The 18,997-nt window shown below is 58.2% G+C and carries 14 protein-coding genes and 1 riboswitch; of the genes, 11 read left to right on the forward strand and 3 right to left on the reverse strand.

Going from position 1 to position 18,997, the window contains the following annotated elements; all coding sequences use genetic code 11:
- Window positions 1–28: 28 nt before the first annotated feature.
- Window positions 29–1,966, reverse strand: a complete 1,938-nt coding sequence (locus ABD903_RS17200) for a T9SS type B sorting domain-containing protein (RefSeq protein WP_345226339.1) — start codon at window positions 1,964–1,966, stop codon at window positions 29–31.
- 133 nt (window positions 1,967–2,099) lie between these two features.
- On the opposite strand from ABD903_RS17200, the gene pseC reads away from it, so the two are divergent.
- The 11 genes from pseC (at window position 2,100) to ABD903_RS17255 (ending at window position 15,785) form a co-directional block, all read left to right on the forward strand.
- The gene (gene pseC, locus ABD903_RS17205; protein WP_345226340.1) at window positions 2,100–3,272 is read left to right on the forward strand and encodes a UDP-4-amino-4,6-dideoxy-N-acetyl-beta-L-altrosamine transaminase; all 1,173 of its coding nucleotides are present in this window, start codon (window positions 2,100–2,102) and stop codon (window positions 3,270–3,272) included.
- A complete protein-coding gene (locus tag ABD903_RS17210; protein WP_345226341.1) occupies window positions 3,272–4,156 on the forward strand; it encodes an aldo/keto reductase in 885 nt (294 codons plus the stop codon). Before pseC ends, ABD903_RS17210 begins: the two co-directional genes overlap by 1 nt.
- Before the next feature lie 11 nt (window positions 4,157–4,167).
- Window positions 4,168–4,944 (forward strand): SDR family oxidoreductase, encoded by a 777-nt coding sequence (locus ABD903_RS17215; protein WP_345226343.1) that lies wholly within the window; start codon window positions 4,168–4,170, stop codon window positions 4,942–4,944.
- The gene (locus ABD903_RS17220) at window positions 4,929–5,675 is read left to right on the forward strand and encodes a cytidylyltransferase domain-containing protein (protein WP_345226345.1); all 747 of its coding nucleotides are present in this window, start codon (window positions 4,929–4,931) and stop codon (window positions 5,673–5,675) included. The genes ABD903_RS17215 and ABD903_RS17220 overlap by 16 nt, the downstream gene beginning before the upstream one ends.
- A complete protein-coding gene (gene pseG / locus ABD903_RS17225) occupies window positions 5,675–6,697 on the forward strand; it encodes a UDP-2,4-diacetamido-2,4,6-trideoxy-beta-L-altropyranose hydrolase (protein ID WP_345226347.1) in 1,023 nt (340 codons plus the stop codon). Before ABD903_RS17220 ends, pseG begins: the two co-directional genes overlap by 1 nt.
- Window positions 6,698–6,771: 74 nt before the next feature.
- Window positions 6,772–7,317, forward strand: coding sequence for a UDP-4-amino-4,6-dideoxy-N-acetyl-beta-L-altrosamine N-acetyltransferase (pseH, locus tag ABD903_RS17230; protein ID WP_345226349.1), 546 nt, complete (start codon window positions 6,772–6,774; stop codon window positions 7,315–7,317).
- A 47-nt stretch (window positions 7,318–7,364) separates the two neighbouring features.
- Complete coding sequence (gene pseI / locus ABD903_RS17235; protein WP_345226350.1) at window positions 7,365–8,408, forward strand: pseudaminic acid synthase; 1,044 nt, start codon at window positions 7,365–7,367, stop codon at window positions 8,406–8,408.
- A 5-nt stretch (window positions 8,409–8,413) separates the two neighbouring features.
- Entirely contained in the window at window positions 8,414–9,700 is a 1,287-nt protein-coding gene (locus ABD903_RS17240) for a glycosyltransferase family protein (RefSeq protein ID WP_345226352.1), read from the forward strand.
- A gap of 35 nt (window positions 9,701–9,735) precedes the next feature.
- Window positions 9,736–12,735, forward strand: coding sequence for a LamG-like jellyroll fold domain-containing protein (locus ABD903_RS17245; protein ID WP_345226354.1), 3,000 nt, complete (start codon window positions 9,736–9,738; stop codon window positions 12,733–12,735).
- Window positions 12,736–12,847: 112 nt separating this feature from the next.
- The gene (locus ABD903_RS17250; RefSeq protein ID WP_345226356.1) at window positions 12,848–14,227 is read left to right on the forward strand and encodes a DUF7033 domain-containing protein; all 1,380 of its coding nucleotides are present in this window, start codon (window positions 12,848–12,850) and stop codon (window positions 14,225–14,227) included.
- A gap of 73 nt (window positions 14,228–14,300) precedes the next feature.
- Window positions 14,301–15,785 carry an oligosaccharide flippase family protein gene (locus ABD903_RS17255; RefSeq protein WP_345226358.1) on the forward strand — a complete coding sequence of 495 codons (1,485 nt, stop codon included), beginning with the start codon at window positions 14,301–14,303 and terminating at the stop codon, window positions 15,783–15,785.
- Window positions 15,786–15,873: 88 nt separating this feature from the next.
- On the opposite strand, the gene ABD903_RS17260 is transcribed toward ABD903_RS17255, so the two are convergent.
- Window positions 15,874–17,355: an amino acid permease gene (locus tag ABD903_RS17260; RefSeq protein ID WP_345226360.1), complete on the reverse strand. Its 1,482-nt coding sequence runs from the start codon at window positions 17,353–17,355 to the stop codon at window positions 15,874–15,876.
- 356 nt (window positions 17,356–17,711) lie between these two features.
- Window positions 17,712–17,804: riboswitch (SAM riboswitch) on the reverse strand.
- 196 nt (window positions 17,805–18,000) lie between these two features.
- Window positions 18,001–18,876 (reverse strand): hypothetical protein, encoded by an 876-nt coding sequence (locus ABD903_RS17265; protein ID WP_345226361.1) that lies wholly within the window; start codon window positions 18,874–18,876, stop codon window positions 18,001–18,003.
- Between the last annotated feature and the right edge of the window lie 121 nt (window positions 18,877–18,997).

Raw genomic sequence — 18,997 nt, forward strand, 5'->3', positions numbered from 1 at the left:
CCGGGCGTTGCCGTTTTTGCACGTGTAGCTACCGAATAACTTCCATTGTTCCTTTGAAGCGCTGGCCGGTTACGGAGTTGGTTAACTCATAGTAATACACGCCGGCGGGTTGGTCATCGGCTTGCCAATCGTTAGCGTAATGCTCGGCTTGGTACACGCTACGCCCCCAGCGGTTGTACACGCGTAGCCGCCATTCGGCCGTTTTCATTCCCTTTAACACGAAATAGTCGTTGCGTTGGTCCCCATTGGGGGTTATCACGTTCGGAATGGTATAGCGGCAAGGCTCACCGGTTATTGTAATTGTGTCGCGGGCGGTGCAGCCGGCGGGCGTACGCAGCTCCAGCCAGTACGTTCCGGGAGAGGTAGCGCGGTATTCGGCCGCCGTAGAACCGTCCTGCCAGCGGTAGGTAGTGCCAGGCGGCTGTGCGCCCGCCGTGAGGCGTACATCGGAGCGGACACACAGCGAAGTATCCGGCCCCAATGAAATTTGCAGCCCCGGCTCGGCGGTAACGCGCAGCGTTGCGGTAGCTTGCGGCCGGCCACGCCCGATTACCTGTACCGTAACCGTGTAAGTGCCGGGCCTATACACATGCGTGAGGCTCGATTGGGTAGTTTGCTCGATGGCCCCGTCGCCAAACGTCCAGCGCAGCGTATCACCGACAATGCCCAATGCCGTTCCGCTGACTTGGAACTGCCGGGCGAGGCCTCCACACGATGCCGAAGCCAGCCGGAGAGTGGGCTGAAACACATCGTTGGGCATAGCGGGCAAGTTCTGCTGCGCCTCGCGGCCCGCCAGGGGCCGTGCGCCCACGGTGTACTGGCACATTGGGCCGCGCATCGTGGGAGCCTGAATAACATCGAGGCGGTTGCTGCCCACCACCGAGGCATATATCAGCCCATCGGGGCCGCGCTGCAAACCACGCACAAAGCGACTAACTGCAGGCGTGGGCCGTTGCGGAGAGCGGTATACCACCAGGCCCGACTGCGCCACGCTGGTAACCACGGGCGTGAGGAAATACTGCACCACGAACACGTTGTCGACCAGCGGGTCGTTATAGGGCAGTACAAACGAGGTGTACAACAGGCGGTCATCGGCTGAAAAAGCTGCGCCGTAATGGTAGGGCCCCAGATTGGGGCGCGTGGCACTGCTAGGCACTTCCAGCTGAATTGGGTTGCTCAGGTGGCCCGTCGCGTTATCGAAATCAAACAGCTCGGTTCCGCTGACCGACCACGTGTAAGCTATTCGGCGGCCGGTGCGGGTAGCCGTGAGGGTGCCGCCGCCCGCGTACGGGTAGCTGGCGGGAAAACCGATTTGCCTGCCCACCGCGCTTACCACGCACCGGCTGCCGGGAGTAATTCCGGCGCTCAGCAACACGCTCACAAAGGCGTTCGAGTAATACAGGTGCGTTACCAGCCAGTAGTCGCGGCCGTTGGCGTGCCGCACCAAGGTCATTTCTTCGGCTAGATTTTGCGTGTTAAAACGCCGCAGGATAGAATCGGGCAGCACCGGCACTTGTTTGCTTAACACCTGCCCCAGCCCGCCCGCGCCGACCATGTCAACCTCGGCCATAAGCAAGCGGTTGGCCAACCGGTTTTCATACGCGTCGAGGGTAAAAACGTAATAGCGGCCGGGCTGGCCGGGTTTAGCCGCAATCAGGCAGCCTTGGGCCGCGGAACTGTTCCCGCCCAGATTCTGGCCGTTCAGCAGGGGCTGATGCTGCCGGTTCCAAAGCTGTTCGGCGTTACCATAAAACTGCAGGTTTCCTTGCTCGTCGCAGGCTGTGGCGCAAGCTTCGGGGGCTTGAATACGGCTGTCGGTGAGGGCGCGCACCGAGTCGGGACCGAAGTGCAGAGCCGCTTCGGAGCCAAAATCCCACCGTGAATACACGCCTTGCGCAGTGGCAGTAGTCGCAGTGGTTAGCCAGCTGATCAGGTTGATAAAAACCATTAATAAGCCTATGCGCATAGGGAAAGCATGAAATAACCGGCGCAAGGTAAGCCGCCTTGCTGCGTAGCTCATGCGGCACATCGAAAGTAAACAAGACGGGTTTCCGGCCTCATTCTTTGCTAAGGAGCAGAGCGCCTATCTTTGAGGTTGCATGAGCACTTCCACGACCCGCCCCATTCCGTACGGCCGTCAGCACATCACCGAAGCCGATGAGCAAGCCGTAATCCGCACGCTGCGTTCCGACTTTCTGACGCAAGGACCGCAGGTAGCCGAGTTCGAGCAGCAGTTCGCCCGCTACATTGGAGCCGAGTACGCGGTGGCAGTAAGCAACGGTACAGCCGCGCTGCACCTGTGTGCTTTGGCACTGAACGTGCAGCCGGGCCAGCGCGTCATCACCTCCCCCATCACGTTTGCGGCTTCGGCCAACTGCGTGCGTTACTGCGGCGGCGAAGTACACTTTGCCGACATCGACCCAGCCACGGCCCTTCTTGATCTGAAAGCTGTGCGCCGCTTGCTGGAAAGCCACCCCAAAGGCTTTTTTCACGGCCTGATTCCGGTGGATTTTGCGGGCTTGCCGGTTAACCTGGAAGAAGCCCGGCAGCTAGCCGATGAGTTTGGCCTCTGGATTATCGAAGACGCGTGCCACGCCCCCGGTGGCTCGTTTACCGACAGCCACGGCAACGAGCAGCGCTGCGGCAGCGGGCAGCTGGCTGATCTGGCCATTTTCTCGTTTCACCCGGTAAAGCACATTGCCACCGGCGAAGGCGGCATGATTACCACCAACCGCCGCGACCTGTACGAACGACTGCTACTGCTGCGTACCCACGGCATTACCAAGGACACCGCCCAGCTCACGCGCCCCGACGAAGGCGGCTGGTACTACGAAATGCAGGACCTGGGCTACAATTACCGCATGCCCGACATGCTCTGTGCCCTCGGAATCAGTCAGCTCAAGCGCGCCGAAGAAGGCCTGGACCGCCGCCGGGCCATAGCTGCCCTCTACGATACGGCCTTTGCCAATGTGCCCGGCATTGAGTTGTTACGAGCAAACGAAGGCCACGCTTACCATCTGTACATCGTGCAGGCAGCCGACCGCCGTGGCCTCTACGACTTCCTGCGCACCCGCCAGATTTTTGCGCAGGTGCACTACATCCCGGTTCACACCATGCCGTATTACCAGCAGCTGGGCTGGAAAACCGGCGACTTACCGCATGCGGAAAACTACTACGCCCACTGTTTGAGCCTGCCCATGTTTCCGGCGCTTACGGATGAGGAGCAGCAGTATGTGATAGAGTCGGTGGTAGAATTTGTTAACCGTGGCTAATGGCGTTTTCCCTCGTGCAGCGCCTGGCTTTGGGAACGGCTCAATTCGGGCTCGATTACGGCATAAACAACCAAAGCGGACGGCCTACTACCGCTGTAGTTGAAAGTATTCTGCGGGCTGCGCACGAAGCCGGAATCGGGATGCTAGACACTGCGGCCGCTTACGGTGACAGCGAAGCCCGACTGGGCGAGTTGTTGGAAGGGCAAAGTGAATCGTTTCAGGTGGTAACCAAAGTGGCAGCGGGACCGGCTGAAGACGTTTCTCAGCGGATACGTCATTCGCTGGACCGACTGCGCCGCCGGAATATCTACGGCATCCTTTTCCATAGCTTCGATGGATTGCAGCAGCATCCGACAGCATGGCAGACGTTGGTGGCAGCCCGGCAGGCAGGCTTGGCAACTCGTATTGGGGTATCGTTGTACCATCCGGCACAAGCACGTTGGCTGCTGGAAAATATTCCCGAGGTTGACCTGGTGCAGGTACCACTTAACGTACTCGATCAACGGTTTATACCCCTATTGCCCGACCTGGCAGCCCGGGGCATTGAGGTTCACGTGCGCTCCGTTTTTTTGCAAGGCTTGCTGCTACGGAATTTAGCTACGCTGCCCGTTTTTTTTGAACCGTTACGCCCTAAGCTTCAGGCTTTACAACACTTGGCTACCGATGCCAACTTGCCCTTCGAAGCCCTGCCGCTGCTGTTTGCTGCCCAAACGCCGGGTGTTGCGCGGGTGGTGGTGGGCGTCGATTCGGCCGAGAACTTACGGGCTAATGCAGCAACTGCAAACCATGCTGACACGGCCGAGCGGCTCCGCCCTCAACTTTTAGCAATGGCCGAACCAACGGAAGAATTTATTCTGCCTTACACATGGCCCCCAACGCGTTAACCGGTTTTACCATGGCCGATTTATTCTCCCTGCACGGCAACGTAGTGCTCATTACCGGCGGCTACGGCCATTTAGGCCGGGCCATTGTGAGAGGCCTGTTAGGCCATGGCGCTACCGTAGTGGTGCTGGGCCGACGCGAAGAAGCCTTCCGGGAAGTTTTCGATACTCCTGAGCCGAATCTGCACTTCGTTGTGTGCGACGTGGCCAGTACCACTTCAGTACAGGAAGCATTTGCCAGTGCCCGCGCCATGTTTGGCTTGCCTTCGGTGCTCATTAACAACGCCCTTTACAGCCGAGGCAGCCAACCCGATAACCTAACCGACGAAGACTTTGCTTTTGGTGTTGATGGTGGATTGGGCTCGGCTTACCGCTGCATCCGTGAGATGCTACCCTATTTCCGCGAGCAGGGCGGCGGCAAAATCATCAACGTAGCATCGATGTACGGGGTAGTCGCTCCCGATTTTTCAGCTTACGAAGCCACTCCCCAGTTTACCAACCCACCGCATTACGGGGCCGCCAAAGCCGGCGTGATTCAGCTCACGCGCTATTTTGCTTCGTACTTAGGGAAGGAAAACATCCAGGTTAACTGCGTGTCGCCGGGGGCATTTCCCAGCGCTGCCGTGCAGCAGCATCCGGGGTTTATGCACGAGCTAGAGCAGCGTATTCCGCTCGGCCGCATTGGCCGGCCCGAAGATTTAGCAGGAGCTTTCGTTTTTCTCAGCTCGCGAGCCGCCGACTTCGTGACCGGGCATAACTTAGTAGTAGACGGCGGATGGACCATTCGGTAAAGCCAGTTCCCCGCGTGGGGGCGGTAATTCAGGCCCGCATGGGCTCCACCCGGCTGCCCGGCAAGTCTTTGTTGCCGCTGCCCTTACCAAGTGGCCCCACCGTGCTGGCCCACGTAATTAACCGGGCACGCTGCACAAAGGGCATTAGCGCCGTGGTGGTGGCTACCACCACCCTTTCGCAGGACGATGTACTGGCCGCTGCCGCCGCTGAAGCCGGAGCAGTCGTTTTTCGCGGTTCAGAACACGATGTATTGGATCGATTTTGCAGCGCTGCCGTCGCGTTTGAATTGGATGTAGTGGTTCGTCTGACGGCCGACAACCCCGCCGTGGATCCACATTATGTAGGACTGGCCGTAGCCCATCATCTTGCCAATGGCTTAGATTATACCCTTACGGCAGGTTTGCCTTTGGGCACAAATACGGAAGTTATTAACCGTACGGCGCTGGCTACAGCGGCGGCACAGGCGCAGCAACACGAGGAGCGGGAACACGTTACGCCCTACCTGCGTCGGCATCCGGAATTGTTCCGTTCGGCAACGTTTACGCTGGCGCTGCCGGAGAAAGTGAGTCAACTACGGCTCACCCTAGATTTTCCCAGTGACTACGCCCTTTTGCAAACGCTATTCACCAGCTTACCTCTCAATTTCAGTCTATTGCAATTAGAGGGCTTACTCAGGCAGTACCCTTGGCTACCGGCCATCAACAGCCACAACCAACAAGTAAGTCCGTGATGCTTCCCCGACTAGTTCTGCGCGCCGACGGCAATGCGCAAATTGGGCTGGGCCACGTGGTGCGACTACTAGCCTTAGCCGAAATGGTGAAGGCCGAGTTTGAAGCCTTTGCGTTCGTCATTCGTGACCCTACGCCAATCGTGGCGCAGCTTATTACCGACGCAGGCTTTGAACTCCTAGCCATTAAAGGCCCCACTGGCTTGCCCGAAGCCGCGATGCTCGCTTCCGGCTACTTACATTCTAACGACGTGGCCGTGCTGGACGGTTACCACTTCGACAGCCGTTACCAGGAAACCGTGCGCAGCAGCGGATGCCGAGTGGTGGTGGTAGACGACGTGCTGGCCGCCCCCATCGTGGCCGACCTGATAATTAACCACGCTCCAGGAATTTCACCAGAGCATTACAAGACGGTACTGCCCACCACGCGGTTCTGTCTCGGCCCGGCCTTTTCGTTGCTACGCGCGCCGTTTCGCACCCATGCCCACCTACCTAGCATAGTAGAACACATCAATTCGGTCGTGGTGTGCTTTGGCGGGGCCGATCCACAGCAGTTGACGGTGCGCTGCCTTGAGGCCCTGGCAAAGTCGGCCGTTATCCAACGCATAAGCGTGGTGCTGGGCGGCGCTTTTATGCACGATACGGCTTTGCAACGCTTGATTGCCCAGCAGCCGTCGGTGCAGATTTCGGTTGTTAGAAACCTACCGGCACCGGCTATGGTGGAGTTGCTGCAAGCCCACGACGCGGTAATTTGCCCAGCCAGTACGGTATTGCTTGAAACGCTGGTTCTGGGCTGCGCTGCTATAACGGGCTATTACGTCGAAAACCAACAACACTTGGCCGACTACGTGCATACGTACCGGCAAGCGTATTCCGTGGGCAACTTCACCGAACTTGATTCCAAAAAATTAGAACAGCAACTGCTGGAAGGACTTGCATTTCACCAAACGAACTTACGGCAGCCGTACGTAGCCCGTTTGGCACCCGATGCGTTACGGCGCGAATTCCGAAGGCTGCTTGCCTAATAGTGCCGCCATAACGGCCGGGCTCGGTTTGTTTTACCTTTGCACCGGGCCCATTTTGCTCTTGCTCATCTGTCATGACATCCGATATTCTTCGCCCGTTGCAGCATCAGGATCTGGAAACCGTACGCCAATGGCGTAATTCCGAGGCCGTGGCGCAATACATGTATCATGCGGAGCCCATTACGGCGGAACAACAGGAAGCTTGGTTTACCAGTATCAGCGCCGATGCCAGCAAGCAATACTGGATCATAACGCACGAGGGACGTGACGTAGGCGTAGCCAACCTCTATGCCATCAATCCTGCTTTTCAATCCTGCTATTGGGCTTTTTACCTTGGCGAGCAAAATGTGCGCGGCAGTGGTATTGGAGCCAAAGTGGAGTTTGCGGTGCTTGAGTACGTCTTCACCGAGTTGAAGCTCAACAAGCTGCTGTGCGAGGTTTTCGTAGACAACGCCAAAGTGGTGAGCATGCACGAAAAATTCGGTTTTCGGCGCGAGGCCTACTTTCGTGAACACATCCGAAAGAATGGCGTGTTTAAGGATGTGGTGGGCTTGGCCTTACTCCAGCGTGAATGGCTGCAAGTGCGCGAAGCCATGCGCAGCCGGGTTTTCCGAAGCTAATCCGGCCTTGTTTTTCTGACCCTACACCGCGCCCTGCGCCTGCTTATATGGCTGAATTTCAGCTGGGCAACCGAGCCATCGGCCCCAACCAACCGCCTTTTATCATTGCCGAGCTTAGCGGCAACCACAACCAGTCGCTCGACCGCGGCTTAGCTATTATCGATGCCGTAGCGGCAGCGGGGGCGCATGCCATAAAGCTGCAAACCTATACGGCCGACACCATGACCCTGCGGGGCGCACACCGCATCGACGACCCTACGTCGTTGTGGTACGGGCGCGAGCTGTACGAGCTGTACGAAGAAGCCCATACGCCGTGGGAATGGCACGCCCCGTTATTCGAACGGGCCCGGCAACACGGCATGCTCGCTTTTAGCTCGCCCTTCGACGAAACAGCTGTCGATTTTCTGGAGTCGCTCGATGTGCCAGCATACAAGATTGCCTCGTTCGAAAACACCGACTGGCCCTTGCTGCGGCGGGTGGCAGCCACAGGTAAACCCGTTATTATGAGCACCGGCGCCAGCAAACTTTCCGAAGTAGCCGAAGCCGTAGACCTGTTGCGTACCGCCGGCTGCCGCGAGCTGGTGTTGCTTAAATGCACCAGCACCTACCCTGCTACGCCGCAAAACACCAACCTGCGCACCATCCCGCACCTGCAACAACTTTACCCCGACTGCCTGGTAGGTCTTTCAGATCATACCATGGGCGTGGGTGCTTCCGTAGCAGCCGTGGCCTTGGGTGCCTGCGTAATCGAAAAACACGTTACCCTAAACCGCGCCGATGGTGGCGTAGACTCCGCGTTTTCGCTTGAGCCCGCTGAAGTGGCGTCGTTGGTTACCGAAACCGAACGAGCCTGGCAGGCTCTGGGTCAGATTCAATACGGCGTGCAGCGGGCCGAGGAAAAAAGCCGGCTATACAAACGCTCGGTATATGTCGCCCAGGATATTGCTGCGGGAGAAGTATTTACCCGAACCAACTTGCGCGTGGTGCGCCCCGGCGACGGTTTGCCCCCGCGCTACTTTGAGCAGGTGCTGGGCAAGCCCGCCCGCTCAGCCTTGGCCGCCGGCACGCCCCTCAGCTGGGATTCTCTGTAGCGCGTATGTTCCAGGCTTTGGTTGCCCGCACGCGCGACCTGCTGCAGCTGCGTTTCAGTCCGCTGTATGTATCCTTGCCGGCTGCTGTGCTGGATCCGGTGTCGCCCGCAAATCCCCTACGGCGCTTGGTAAAAGTGCTGGGCTACGCAGGTGCCCGGCTGGTAGGTAACGCGTTCCGCCCCATTCGGAACTCCGAGAAGCTGCACGGCGCGGTGTGGCTGTACGTAGTGAGTCAAAACAACGTGGAGGCCTTGCAGTTTCTGCGCGACCAACGAATCGATGCCGTGCTGGTGGCGGGCCAGAGCAAACAAATCGGACGATATAACCACGTGGTTAACCGCCTTTCGCTACGCCGTAAGCTGTTGTACTACTGGCAATTTCCATTTGTGTTGGCCGGTTTACTGCGCCGTGAGGGCGCGCCGGCGTGGCGTTTCTTCGACCTGATTTTTAACGCCATCGGGTACTACGAAATATACCGACGGGCACTGCGCCACTATCGGCCACGGGCCGTGGTTTTCGCCAACGACCACAACGACGACGCAAGAGCCTTGCTGCTGGCCTGCCAAGCCGAAAACATTCCAACAGCCTACGTTCAACACGCCAGCGTCAGCACCATTTTTCCGCCCCTGGGTTTTAACCTGAATTTGCTGGAAGGCCAGGACGCCCTGGACAAATACGCTCAATGCGGAGCCATTTCTGGCGAGGTGCGCCTGGTGGGCATGCCCAAAGCCGACGCTTACCTGTTCCAGCGGAATACCGAGCTACACGTCCGCCGGGTGGGAATTGCGGCCAACCTGCTTGATCCTACCGCCGGCATTCAAGAAGCCGTAACTGAACTACTCAGCACCTTCCCAGACTTGACTTTCACACTGCGCCCCCACCCCGGCGACCAGCGTGATTTTGCCTCCCTGCGGCAGCGGTTTCCACAACTGCGTTTCTCCAGCGCCCGGGAGGAAAGTGTATTTGCTTTCCTGCTTAAACAAGATGCGCTGATTGCCGCCGACACATCCACTCACCTCGAAGCTACTTTACTGAACTTGGTCAGTATCTATTACCGCTTTGGTGCTCAGACGGCTGCCGATGACTACTACGGATACGTGGCAAACGGCCTGATCGACCGTGCCAACACACCTGCCGAGCTGCAAAGCCTGTTACACAAGTACACCCAACATAAACCGCCGGTTCTTTACCAACGTGCTGGTTATTACTGTGCAACTATAGGAACTGCTCACGAAGGCAATAGCCAGAAACTTGCCCTTCGCTATGTAAATGAGTGGCTAACGTCGGCGTAACTTGCAGTTCTTTTAACCCCGATGCTCTTCACTCTATGGCGCACTTCCTTACTCGAGAACGGTCCATTTTAAAGCGAATTTCTTGCCGAGTAATTCCCGCTCTGCTGCTAGGTTGCCTGAGCTATGGCGCTACGGGACAAGGTTTGCAGGGGGCTGGCAATACTATTTCATTCAATGGTTCTACCTCCATTAATTGTGGGACCAACAACCGTGGTATAACGCAGCAGGTAACCGTTGAAGCCTGGATCAAGACCACCAACAGTGGCTACCAGTGGGTGATGGGCAAATACCAGGACTCAAATGGCGACGACAAAGGCTACCATCTTCAGACTTTCAATGGCTTAGCCAGTTTTCACGGGAGGGCCGGTAACTTCCAATACTACACATCGGGTCAGTCGACCATGCGGGTCGATGATGGAAGGTGGCACCATCTAGTGGGTATTTGCGCAGGTAACACTTGGCAGATTTATGTGGATGGCGCGCTGGTCAACAGCACGACCTTCAACTATACTAACGGCAACATTGCTTCGTCAGCCCCCATGGCTATTGGCATGTATGCTGGGGCAAATGCGCAGTACTTTCAGGGCCAGATTGATGAGCTGCGGGTTTGGCGCACGGTCCGTACTCCAGCCGAAATCAGGGGCGCTATGTGCCAAAAATTCACCACGGCACCCTCTAACTTGGTGGCCTATTTCCGCTTCGACCAAGCCAGTGGTAACACATTGCTCGATGAAGGCTCGGTGCCCACGAATGGCACCCTGAACAACTTCGGAACCACTCCTTCCTGGATCCGCTCCGGTGCGGCCATTGGCGACGCCAGCGTATCGGCTTACCCGGGCGGCGCGGTGTCGCTGACGGCGGCCAACGGCGACGTGGCTGAAGTAAGCAACGTCATCGGCCCGGTGCAGGGCGTTCAGCTTTACGCCGTGAACAGTGCCCCGGCGGTTTCGCCTGGGGCCGGCGCGGCTAGCAGCTATTTCGGGGTGTTTACCTCGCCGGCTAATGCAGCCAACTACACGCTCACGCTGCGCCCGCAGGACGGTAGCTCGACGGGGAAAAAGATGGCCGTGCGCACCGCCAACGATGCCTCCAGCTGGACCACTCCCGCTACCACCAACACGGCTTCGGCCGTGGCCTTGAGCGGCCATGCTTACCGCGGCGAGTACATCCTGGTGAACAACGTGTGGACCGGGGCCGTGAGCAGCGTGTATACGGATGCCGCCAACTGGAGCGCCAACGTGGTGCCCGGCGCCACCGACGATGTGTCCATTCCGGCCAATGCCATTCGGATGCCGGTGCTGAGCTCGGCCGCTTCTGCGGCGGGCTTTACTGTAGCGGCGGGTGCTTCCATGACGGTTGCCCCTAGCGGTACGCTTTCGGTAGCGGGCAACTTGACCAACAACGGCACAGTAACGGGCTTGGGCACGGTTACGCTTACCGGTACGGCGCAACAAACGCTAAGTGGCACCGGCACGGCCGACCTCGGTTACCTGACCGTGGGCACGGCCGGGGCACAATCCAGCTTGCCCCTGCAAATACGGCGCGTACTAACGGCCAACGGCAACCTGGCTCTGACCGACAACACGCTCACGCTGTTGTCGGATGCGGGTGCTACGGCCATGCTCTACAATGTGCCCGCCGCATCGGTAACCGGCCGGGTAACTGTGCAGCGCTACCTCGATGGCTCGCTCAACGGGGGTCCTGGCTACCGCCACCTATCGTCCCCGGTGGAAAACCCTCCTCTCGCCGATCTGGCTACAGCATCGTTCACGCCCATTGTAAATCCTAATTACACCAGCAGCACCGTTCCTTTCCCCAACATATTCTACTTCGGCACGAATGACGTTGGCCCAGGTACTTCGGTAGCCGATTTCGATCAAGGCTGGTTGTCGCCAGCTTCTACTACCAACGTTGTTCTTTCTTTTGCTTCGGCCTATTCCGTGAACATTGCCGGCAACCAAATGGTAGACTTCGTGGGCACACTCAACACGCAAGGGCGACAGCCGATAATTCCGCAACGCAATGGTTTGCCTCAGGCGGGCTGGAACTTGATTGGTAACCCCTTTCCTGGCCCTATCGATTGGAACGTCCTCATTACCGGGGCCGACAACGTTGACAACGCCCTGTACGTGTTTAAGTCCTCGGGACAGTACACGGGCTCGTACGCCACGTACATCAACGGCGTTTCGGCCAACGGCGGCTCAAACATCATTCCCATGGGCCAGGGCTTTTTTATTCGCACGAGCGTACCCAGAGCCGACTTCGGAACAATTATTTTTTCGAACGCCTCCCGCCTGACGAGCTACCAGAACCCGGCGCTGCAACGCACCCAGGAAACCCGTCCGCTGGTGCAGCTGGAACTGCGCGGCAGCACTGGCCCCGCCGATCAGGTAACGGTATACCTCCAGCCCGGTGCTACCGCCGGTTTCGACGCCGCTTTCGATGCCTACAAGCTGGCCGGCAGCAACGCCACGCGCCTGGCCATTCAGGCGGGCAGCAGCGAGCTTTCCATCAGCGGCCTGCCTCTGCCGGGCCAAAGCCCGGTAACGGTGCCGCTGCTGGTACAGGTGGCGCAGCCGGGCTCCTACACCCTGGAAGCCTCGCGCCTAATCAACCTGCCGGCCGGCACCACCGCGTTTCTGCACGATGCGCAAACCGGTACCCGCATCAACCTGGCGCAGCAGGCCATCTATTCTTTCACGGCCACCGGCACCACCCTGCCGGGTCGTTTTTCGCTGGAGCTGAACCCCAACCGGCCACTGGCCGCTAACACCGCACTCAGCGAACAGTTGAGCGTGTACCCCAACCCCGCCCGTCAGGAGTTATGGCTGGGCCTGCCGGTTTCGGCCCGCAAACTAGGTGCCGAGGTAACGGTGGTCAACGCATTGGGCCAGCAGGTGTTTGCGCAGAAACTGCCCGCTACGGTTGCTCAGGAAAATCAAAAACTGGCACTGCCGGCCTTAGCCCGGGGCGTTTATACGCTGCGGGTTGCCTTGGCTGAAGGCGTGGCCACCAAACGTTTGGTTATCGAATAGCACCTCGTTGTGGGTTTCGTTGTCTACGGGCCGCTGCATTCGTGCAGCGGCCCGTAGCTTTTTGTTGACCAGTTTCAAGCATAAACTTCGTAACGGATATCTTCGCAGCCTTATGCCCGCGTCCATTATTGCTCCTGCTGTGCCCGTTGCGGCAGCTTCTATTAGCTCCGAAGTACGCCTTGCCTACGTGTTGCAGCACTTTTGGCAGGCCTACGAGCCAACAAGCCCGGTTACGATTGGGGTGCCCGGCCAGCAGGCGCAGGTGGAAGTTGCAGTTGCTGATGCCGGCTTCTTTGACCAACGCCAGCCGTACCCGCCTGCCCCCATATGGCACGAGTGGCAAGGCAGGGAAGTACCGTTTTTCTTCGGTCCAGCGGCCGGGCAGCCGTTGTTGACATTGCAGTCCGGCCGTGCTCTGGTTCATGCCGACCTGGTTTCGGCGGCATTCTACCTACTTAGCGGCTGGCAGGAATACTTTTCGGAAGAGCGCGACCAGCACGGTCGGTTTCCTTACGCGGCCAGCGTGCAACACCAATATGGTTTTGTGGATGTGCCGGTGGTCAACTGCTACTTCGAGGTGCTGCGCACAGCCGTGGAGCACGTAACGGGCGAGCAGCTCCGCCCCCGCCGCTGGCTTGGTGGTGCGAAATGGGCGGCTTTCGTCACCCACGACGTAGACAGCCTGTTCGGTTCTTGGAAAGCACCGGCGAAAGCCGCATTGCAGCAAGGACGGCTGCTTGAAACCTTCCAGATAGCCATGCGCAGCTTGGCGGGGGTCGATGCCTGGAACAACCTGGAAGCTGTGCAGGCTACAGCCCGCAAGCACGGTGCCCCATCGACCTTTTTTATGCTCGGCAGCACCCAAAAAGCCGCGAACGGAACGCCGAACGCCGACTACCGCGTAAGCGCCCCGGGCATGCAGCGTCGCTTACGAAACCTGCAGGCCAGCGGCGCAGAGTTGTCCGTACACGGTAGCATTGGCACGGCTACCGATGCGGCCAAGCTGCGCCGGGAAAAGCAGCTACTGCCCGGCACCGTTTCCGGCAACCGCTTCCATTACCTGAGCTGGGAGCCCCGCCTCACACCTGGTTTGGTGGATGCGGAAGGCTTCGGCTACGATTCAACGCTAGGTTTTCCCGAGCACTTTGGGTTCCGCAACAGTTACTGTTTGCCGTTTCAGCCCTTCAATTTTGCAACTGGCCGAGCCTGTTCCTTTCTGGAAATTCCGCTGAACGTGATGGATGCAACGCTGCACCACCCGAGTTACCTGCAGCTAGCACCGCAAGAAATATTGCCAGCATTGGAACCCATGTTGCAGGAAATCGAACGGTTTGGGGGCGTGTGCACTCTGCTTTGGCACAACGACCACTTCGATCCGGCCAACACCGTTACCGGGCCGCGCCAGTTCGCTGCGCTGATGGAGTACCTTCGCAGCCGTAATGTCGCGTTCATGACCGGCCAGCAAATTGTGAATGACCAAAAACCGAGCTGAGAAAAGGGGCGCACCGCAACCGTCGCAGCTGTAATCATTTGCCTGTTTCCGTATCTGCCTTTCATTTCCTCACTTGGGCATCCTCCAGCGGCAAGGGCTGCGCAACACTGTAATATCGTACGTTGGCCTGGGCCTGGGCTTCGTGAACACGGCTTTCGTGCTGCCGCGCCTGCTGGCCCCCGACGAAATTGGCCTGACGCGCACTTTGGTTCAAATTGCCACCATTTACGCGCAGGTGGCGGCGCTGGGCTTCGGCAGTGTGGGCATTCGGTTTTTCCCCTACTTCCGCAACCGCGAAACGGGGCACCACGGCTTCCTACCCTTGCTGCTGGGCTTGCCCATGTTGGGCTTTGGCGTAGTCACGGCTTTGTACTTGCTAGGGCGGCCGCTGGTGTTGCGGCAGTACGAGCACGAGTCGGCGCTGTTCAATCCGTATTACTTCTGGGTGGTGCTGCTGGCGTTTTTCACGCTGCTCTACAGCCTGCTCGAATCGTACTTACGGGCCTTGTACCACTCCTCGTTCACGGCTTTCGTGCAGGATATCGGGCAGCGCGTGCTTACCATTATCCTGGCCGTGCTCTACGGCAAAGGGTTGCTGAGTTTCCACGAATTCGTGCTGGCCTTTATTAGCCTCTACGCATTCAATGTGCTGGTAACGGTGCTTTACCTGCTGTACATAGGTGAATTGCACCTCCGCCCTAACGCCGCCGTGCTGCGCGTACAGCCGCTGAAAACCCTAGTGGGCTATGGCGGCTTTGCGTTGCTCTCCAACATGTCGGGCCTCATCATCACTTCCATCGACACGCTGATGGTAGGCGCGCAGATCAACTTCGCGGCTACGGGGGTGTACACCACGGCCGCCTACATCAGCACGGCGCTGGTTATTCCGTTTCGGGCGCTGAACAAGATTGCCTTTCCGCTGCTGGCCGATTATTGGAAACAGCAAGACTTGACCCGCATGGCCGATTTTTACCGACGGGCCACGCGCCTGGGCACGGTGCTTGGGTGTTACCTGGCCCTAGGAATCGGCTTAAATCTCGATTTCATCTACGGCCTTATTGGCAAGCCCGAATACGCGGCGGGCGCGGTTTCCGTGCTGCTGTTGATGGCCGGTCGGCTTATAGATGGCATTACGGGCGTGAACGGACTCATTGTAGTTACCTCGCCCCGTTACCGCTTCGACCTGATCTTCAATCTTTCCCTGGCTGTAATCACGGTAGTGCTGAACCTGGTGCTAATTCCGCCAATGGGCATAACCGGCGCAGCCCTGGCCACGCTACTGGCCATGACGGCTATTAACATCGCGCGCACGTGGTTTGTGTGGTACGCGTACCGCATGCAACCCTTTAGCATGCGCATCCTGCTGGTGCTGGGTATTGCGGCGGCGGCAGGCCTCGCGGCATGGCTGGTGCCCACGCTACCCTCGGCATTTCTGACCATGGTGCTGCGCTCAGCGGTTCTCACGGGCACCTACGGGGGGCTGCTGCTCCTGACCAATGCCGAGCCCGAGGTGATTCAGCTGTGGCAAAAAACCCGTAGCCGTTTCTGGCTGAAATAGTTGCTCCAAGCGTATTGCAGGCCGCAGCGGCGGCAGGAACACTTAATGATGCGCTCCTGCCGCCGCTGCGGTTATCTTTTGAAGGCTTTTAGGCTATTCGGTTCCCTTCGGGCTCCACGGTATCATCAACCTGTAAACCCAGCCGCAGCTTGCTGTGCTTTTTGCCATAGGCGTAGTAAATCACCAAGCCGAGGGCCAGCCACACGAACAAGCGCAACCATGTGTCCCAAGGTAAGCTGAGCATCATAATCAAGCAGGTAATGATGCCGAGAATGGGCACCAGCGGCACCCACGGCGTACGGAAGGCTCGCGGCGCGTTTGGCTCGCGTTTGCGCATTATCAGTACGGCAAGGCACACCATTACAAAGGCCAGCAGCGTACCGATGCTGCACATTTCGCCCACTACATTAATGGGAACCAAGCCCGCAAACAGGCTGATGAAAGCGCCCAGCAGCAGGTTGGACTTGTGCGGGGTTTGGAAACGCGGATGCACCTGCGAAAACACGCGCGGCAGCAATCCGTCGCGCGACATGGAGAAGAATACCCGCGACTGGCCCAACAAATCGACCAGAATAACCGAGGTGTAGCCGATGAGAATGGCCAGAATTACGGCCGAGCTCAGCCAGGCATAGGGCGTTTTTTCGATGGCAATGGCTACCGGCGCCGCGCTGTTCTTGAACTCCGAGAAGTTGGCCAGGCCCGTCATAACGTGCCCAAACAGCACGAACAGTACCGTACACACCAGCAAGGAGCCAATAATGCCGATGGGCATGTTGCGCTGTGGGTTCTTGGCTTCCTGGGCCATGGTGGCCACAATATCAAAGCCGATGAACACGAAGAAGACCACGCCGGCGCCGCGCAGAATCCCGCTCCAGCCAAATTCGCCGAATTTGCCGGTGTTGGCCGGTATGTACGGCTGGTAGTTGGCCGGATCGATGTAGCGCCAGCCCAGGGCGATGAACACGAGCACCACCGATACCTTCAGGGCCACCACAATGGCGTTAAACCACGCCGAGCCCTGTGTGCCCCGCACGATGATGGCCGTAATAGCTAACACCACCAGAATGGCCGGCAAATTCACCACACCATGCACCGTGGAGCCGTCGGCCAGCGTGCTGGTTTCGAACGGCGACATCACCAGTTGCGGCGGAATGTGCAGGTCGTACTTGGCCAGAAACCGCACCAAGTACTGCGACCAGCTGATGGCCACGGTGGCTGCCCCCACGGAGTATTCCAGCACCAAATCCCACCCAATAATCCAGGCAAATAGCTCGCCCAGCGTGGCATACGAGTACGTATAGGCCGAGCCGGCTACCGGTACCATAGAGGCAAACTCGGCGTAGCACAAAGCCGAGAAAGCGCAGCCTACGGCCGCCACAATAAACGACAGGGTAATGGCCGGGCCCGTGTGGTTCGCGGCCGCAATACCGGTAAGCGAAAACAGACCCGCCCCAATAATTACCCCTACCCCAATGGCAATGAGGTTAAACGGCCCCAAACTGCGTTTGAGCGTATGCGAGCCAGTCTCTGCGGCTTCCAGCCGCAGCAGTTCCAACGATTTTTTAAGCATGATTAAGAAAGCTGCAATCGGCCGAGAGCTACCGGAAACCGGTGCCTTGCGCATTGCGTGACGCCCACGCTTGGTGACGCCTACTTAGGGCTACCAAACGAGAAGCAAAAAAGAAGACAGAAGGAAGGTGTAAATGGCGCAATGCCATCTACCCGCAGGAGAGTAAGGTCCTGCTATGCATCAGCGCCCAATTGGGCACAAGTGTGATGACCGTTACCGGAAAGCGTACTTCAACAACAACAGCAACGGCCCTCTACGTGCAGGCCCATGGCCTGCGGGTTGGTAGATGGGTAGTACGCCGCCCCACGGCGGATAAACGAAGCAAAAAGGCTGACCAGAGCGCCCACAGCAACTTGTTTTTATATGATCAGGACTTGGCACCGTTCCGGATGTTCCGGGGGGTTGCCGGCGTTTCGTCGAGCCTGTCTCTCCGCGCCTCTGTATAAAAACAATCCTTCAGCAGTAAAGAATTGATGCCGCAAAGGTAGGAGCCGCCTCGCCGCATCTGCAAATCGTTCCCGATTTATGTCTGCCTCACGGCCGGTATAAAAACAGCCTCCGCGCGCCTGCTTTAACGGTGCAGGCGCGCGGAGGCTGTTTTGGACTGACTGAAAAGGGCCGTTGAATAACCAGCCAATCAGCGGGTTAGTAGTTGTACGACACACCCGCCGACACGCCCGTGGACTGGCCCAGGTTGCGGCCGCCCACGTACTGGCTGGCGCCTAGCACCACCCCGAAACCTTTGGCCACCGGCTTAAAAACACTCACGCCCACGCGGGTGTAGTTCACGCGGGTAGCGGTGAAGTCGCCGGTGAAGCCCGGCTGCAGAATGTCGGTGCCTTCGTCGCTCGACTGCTGGAACGAGGCCCAGCCTTCGGCGTACAGGTTGAGGCCGGCGTAACCCACTTTGGCATCGGCAATAAAGGCGTTGGGCACCTGCCGGGTGCGGTAACTGTAGCCGGCCTGGCCGGTCAGGAACACGCCTGAGGGTGTTTTCAGGTGCACTACGCCCAAGGTATTGAGCTTGGTGGCGCGGTTACCAATGGCAATGATATACTCCAAGCCCACGTTCGACTGATAATTGCTGGCCGGGGTGCTTACCCCCACTACCCCCAACAAATCGAGCACGCTGCTTCCTACTTCGGTTGAAAAGGTTTTGAACTTGAGCAGGCCCGTAATATCCTGCAGGCCGCTGCGCGAGTTGGTAAAGCCTTCGTTGTTGCCTTTGCCTTCCGACTTAATATAGGGCAAGCTTACAATGGCTTCCACCTTGTTGCTGATGCCGTAGGTGGTGTACACGCTCACCGAAGACACCTGGATTTCCTGAAAAACGGGTACCCCTTCCACCTTTTCGGGCACCAGATACACGTTTTTGTAGCGTTCAGCGGTACCCGTAAAGGCTACGGAGCCGTGGCCTTTGCCTACCATAAACCCGCTAACCAGGCTTTGGGCCTGAGCGTGAGAAACAAAGAACAGGGTAGCGGCTAGCAGGAAAGTTCGCGCGAAGTAGGTGTGTTGCATACAAGTGGCAGGGCAAAGAAAACGGCTGTTGATGCCGACAGAGCAAAAACACAATCCCATTGAATTTGTTAAATTTCTGTCGCGACCAACTTACGGTCAAGGTTCTGGCGTTGGATTCTAT

Source organism: Hymenobacter koreensis (assembly GCF_039541855.1).
In the GTDB taxonomy this organism is placed as follows: Bacteria; Bacteroidota; Bacteroidia; order Cytophagales; family Hymenobacteraceae; genus Solirubrum; species Solirubrum koreensis.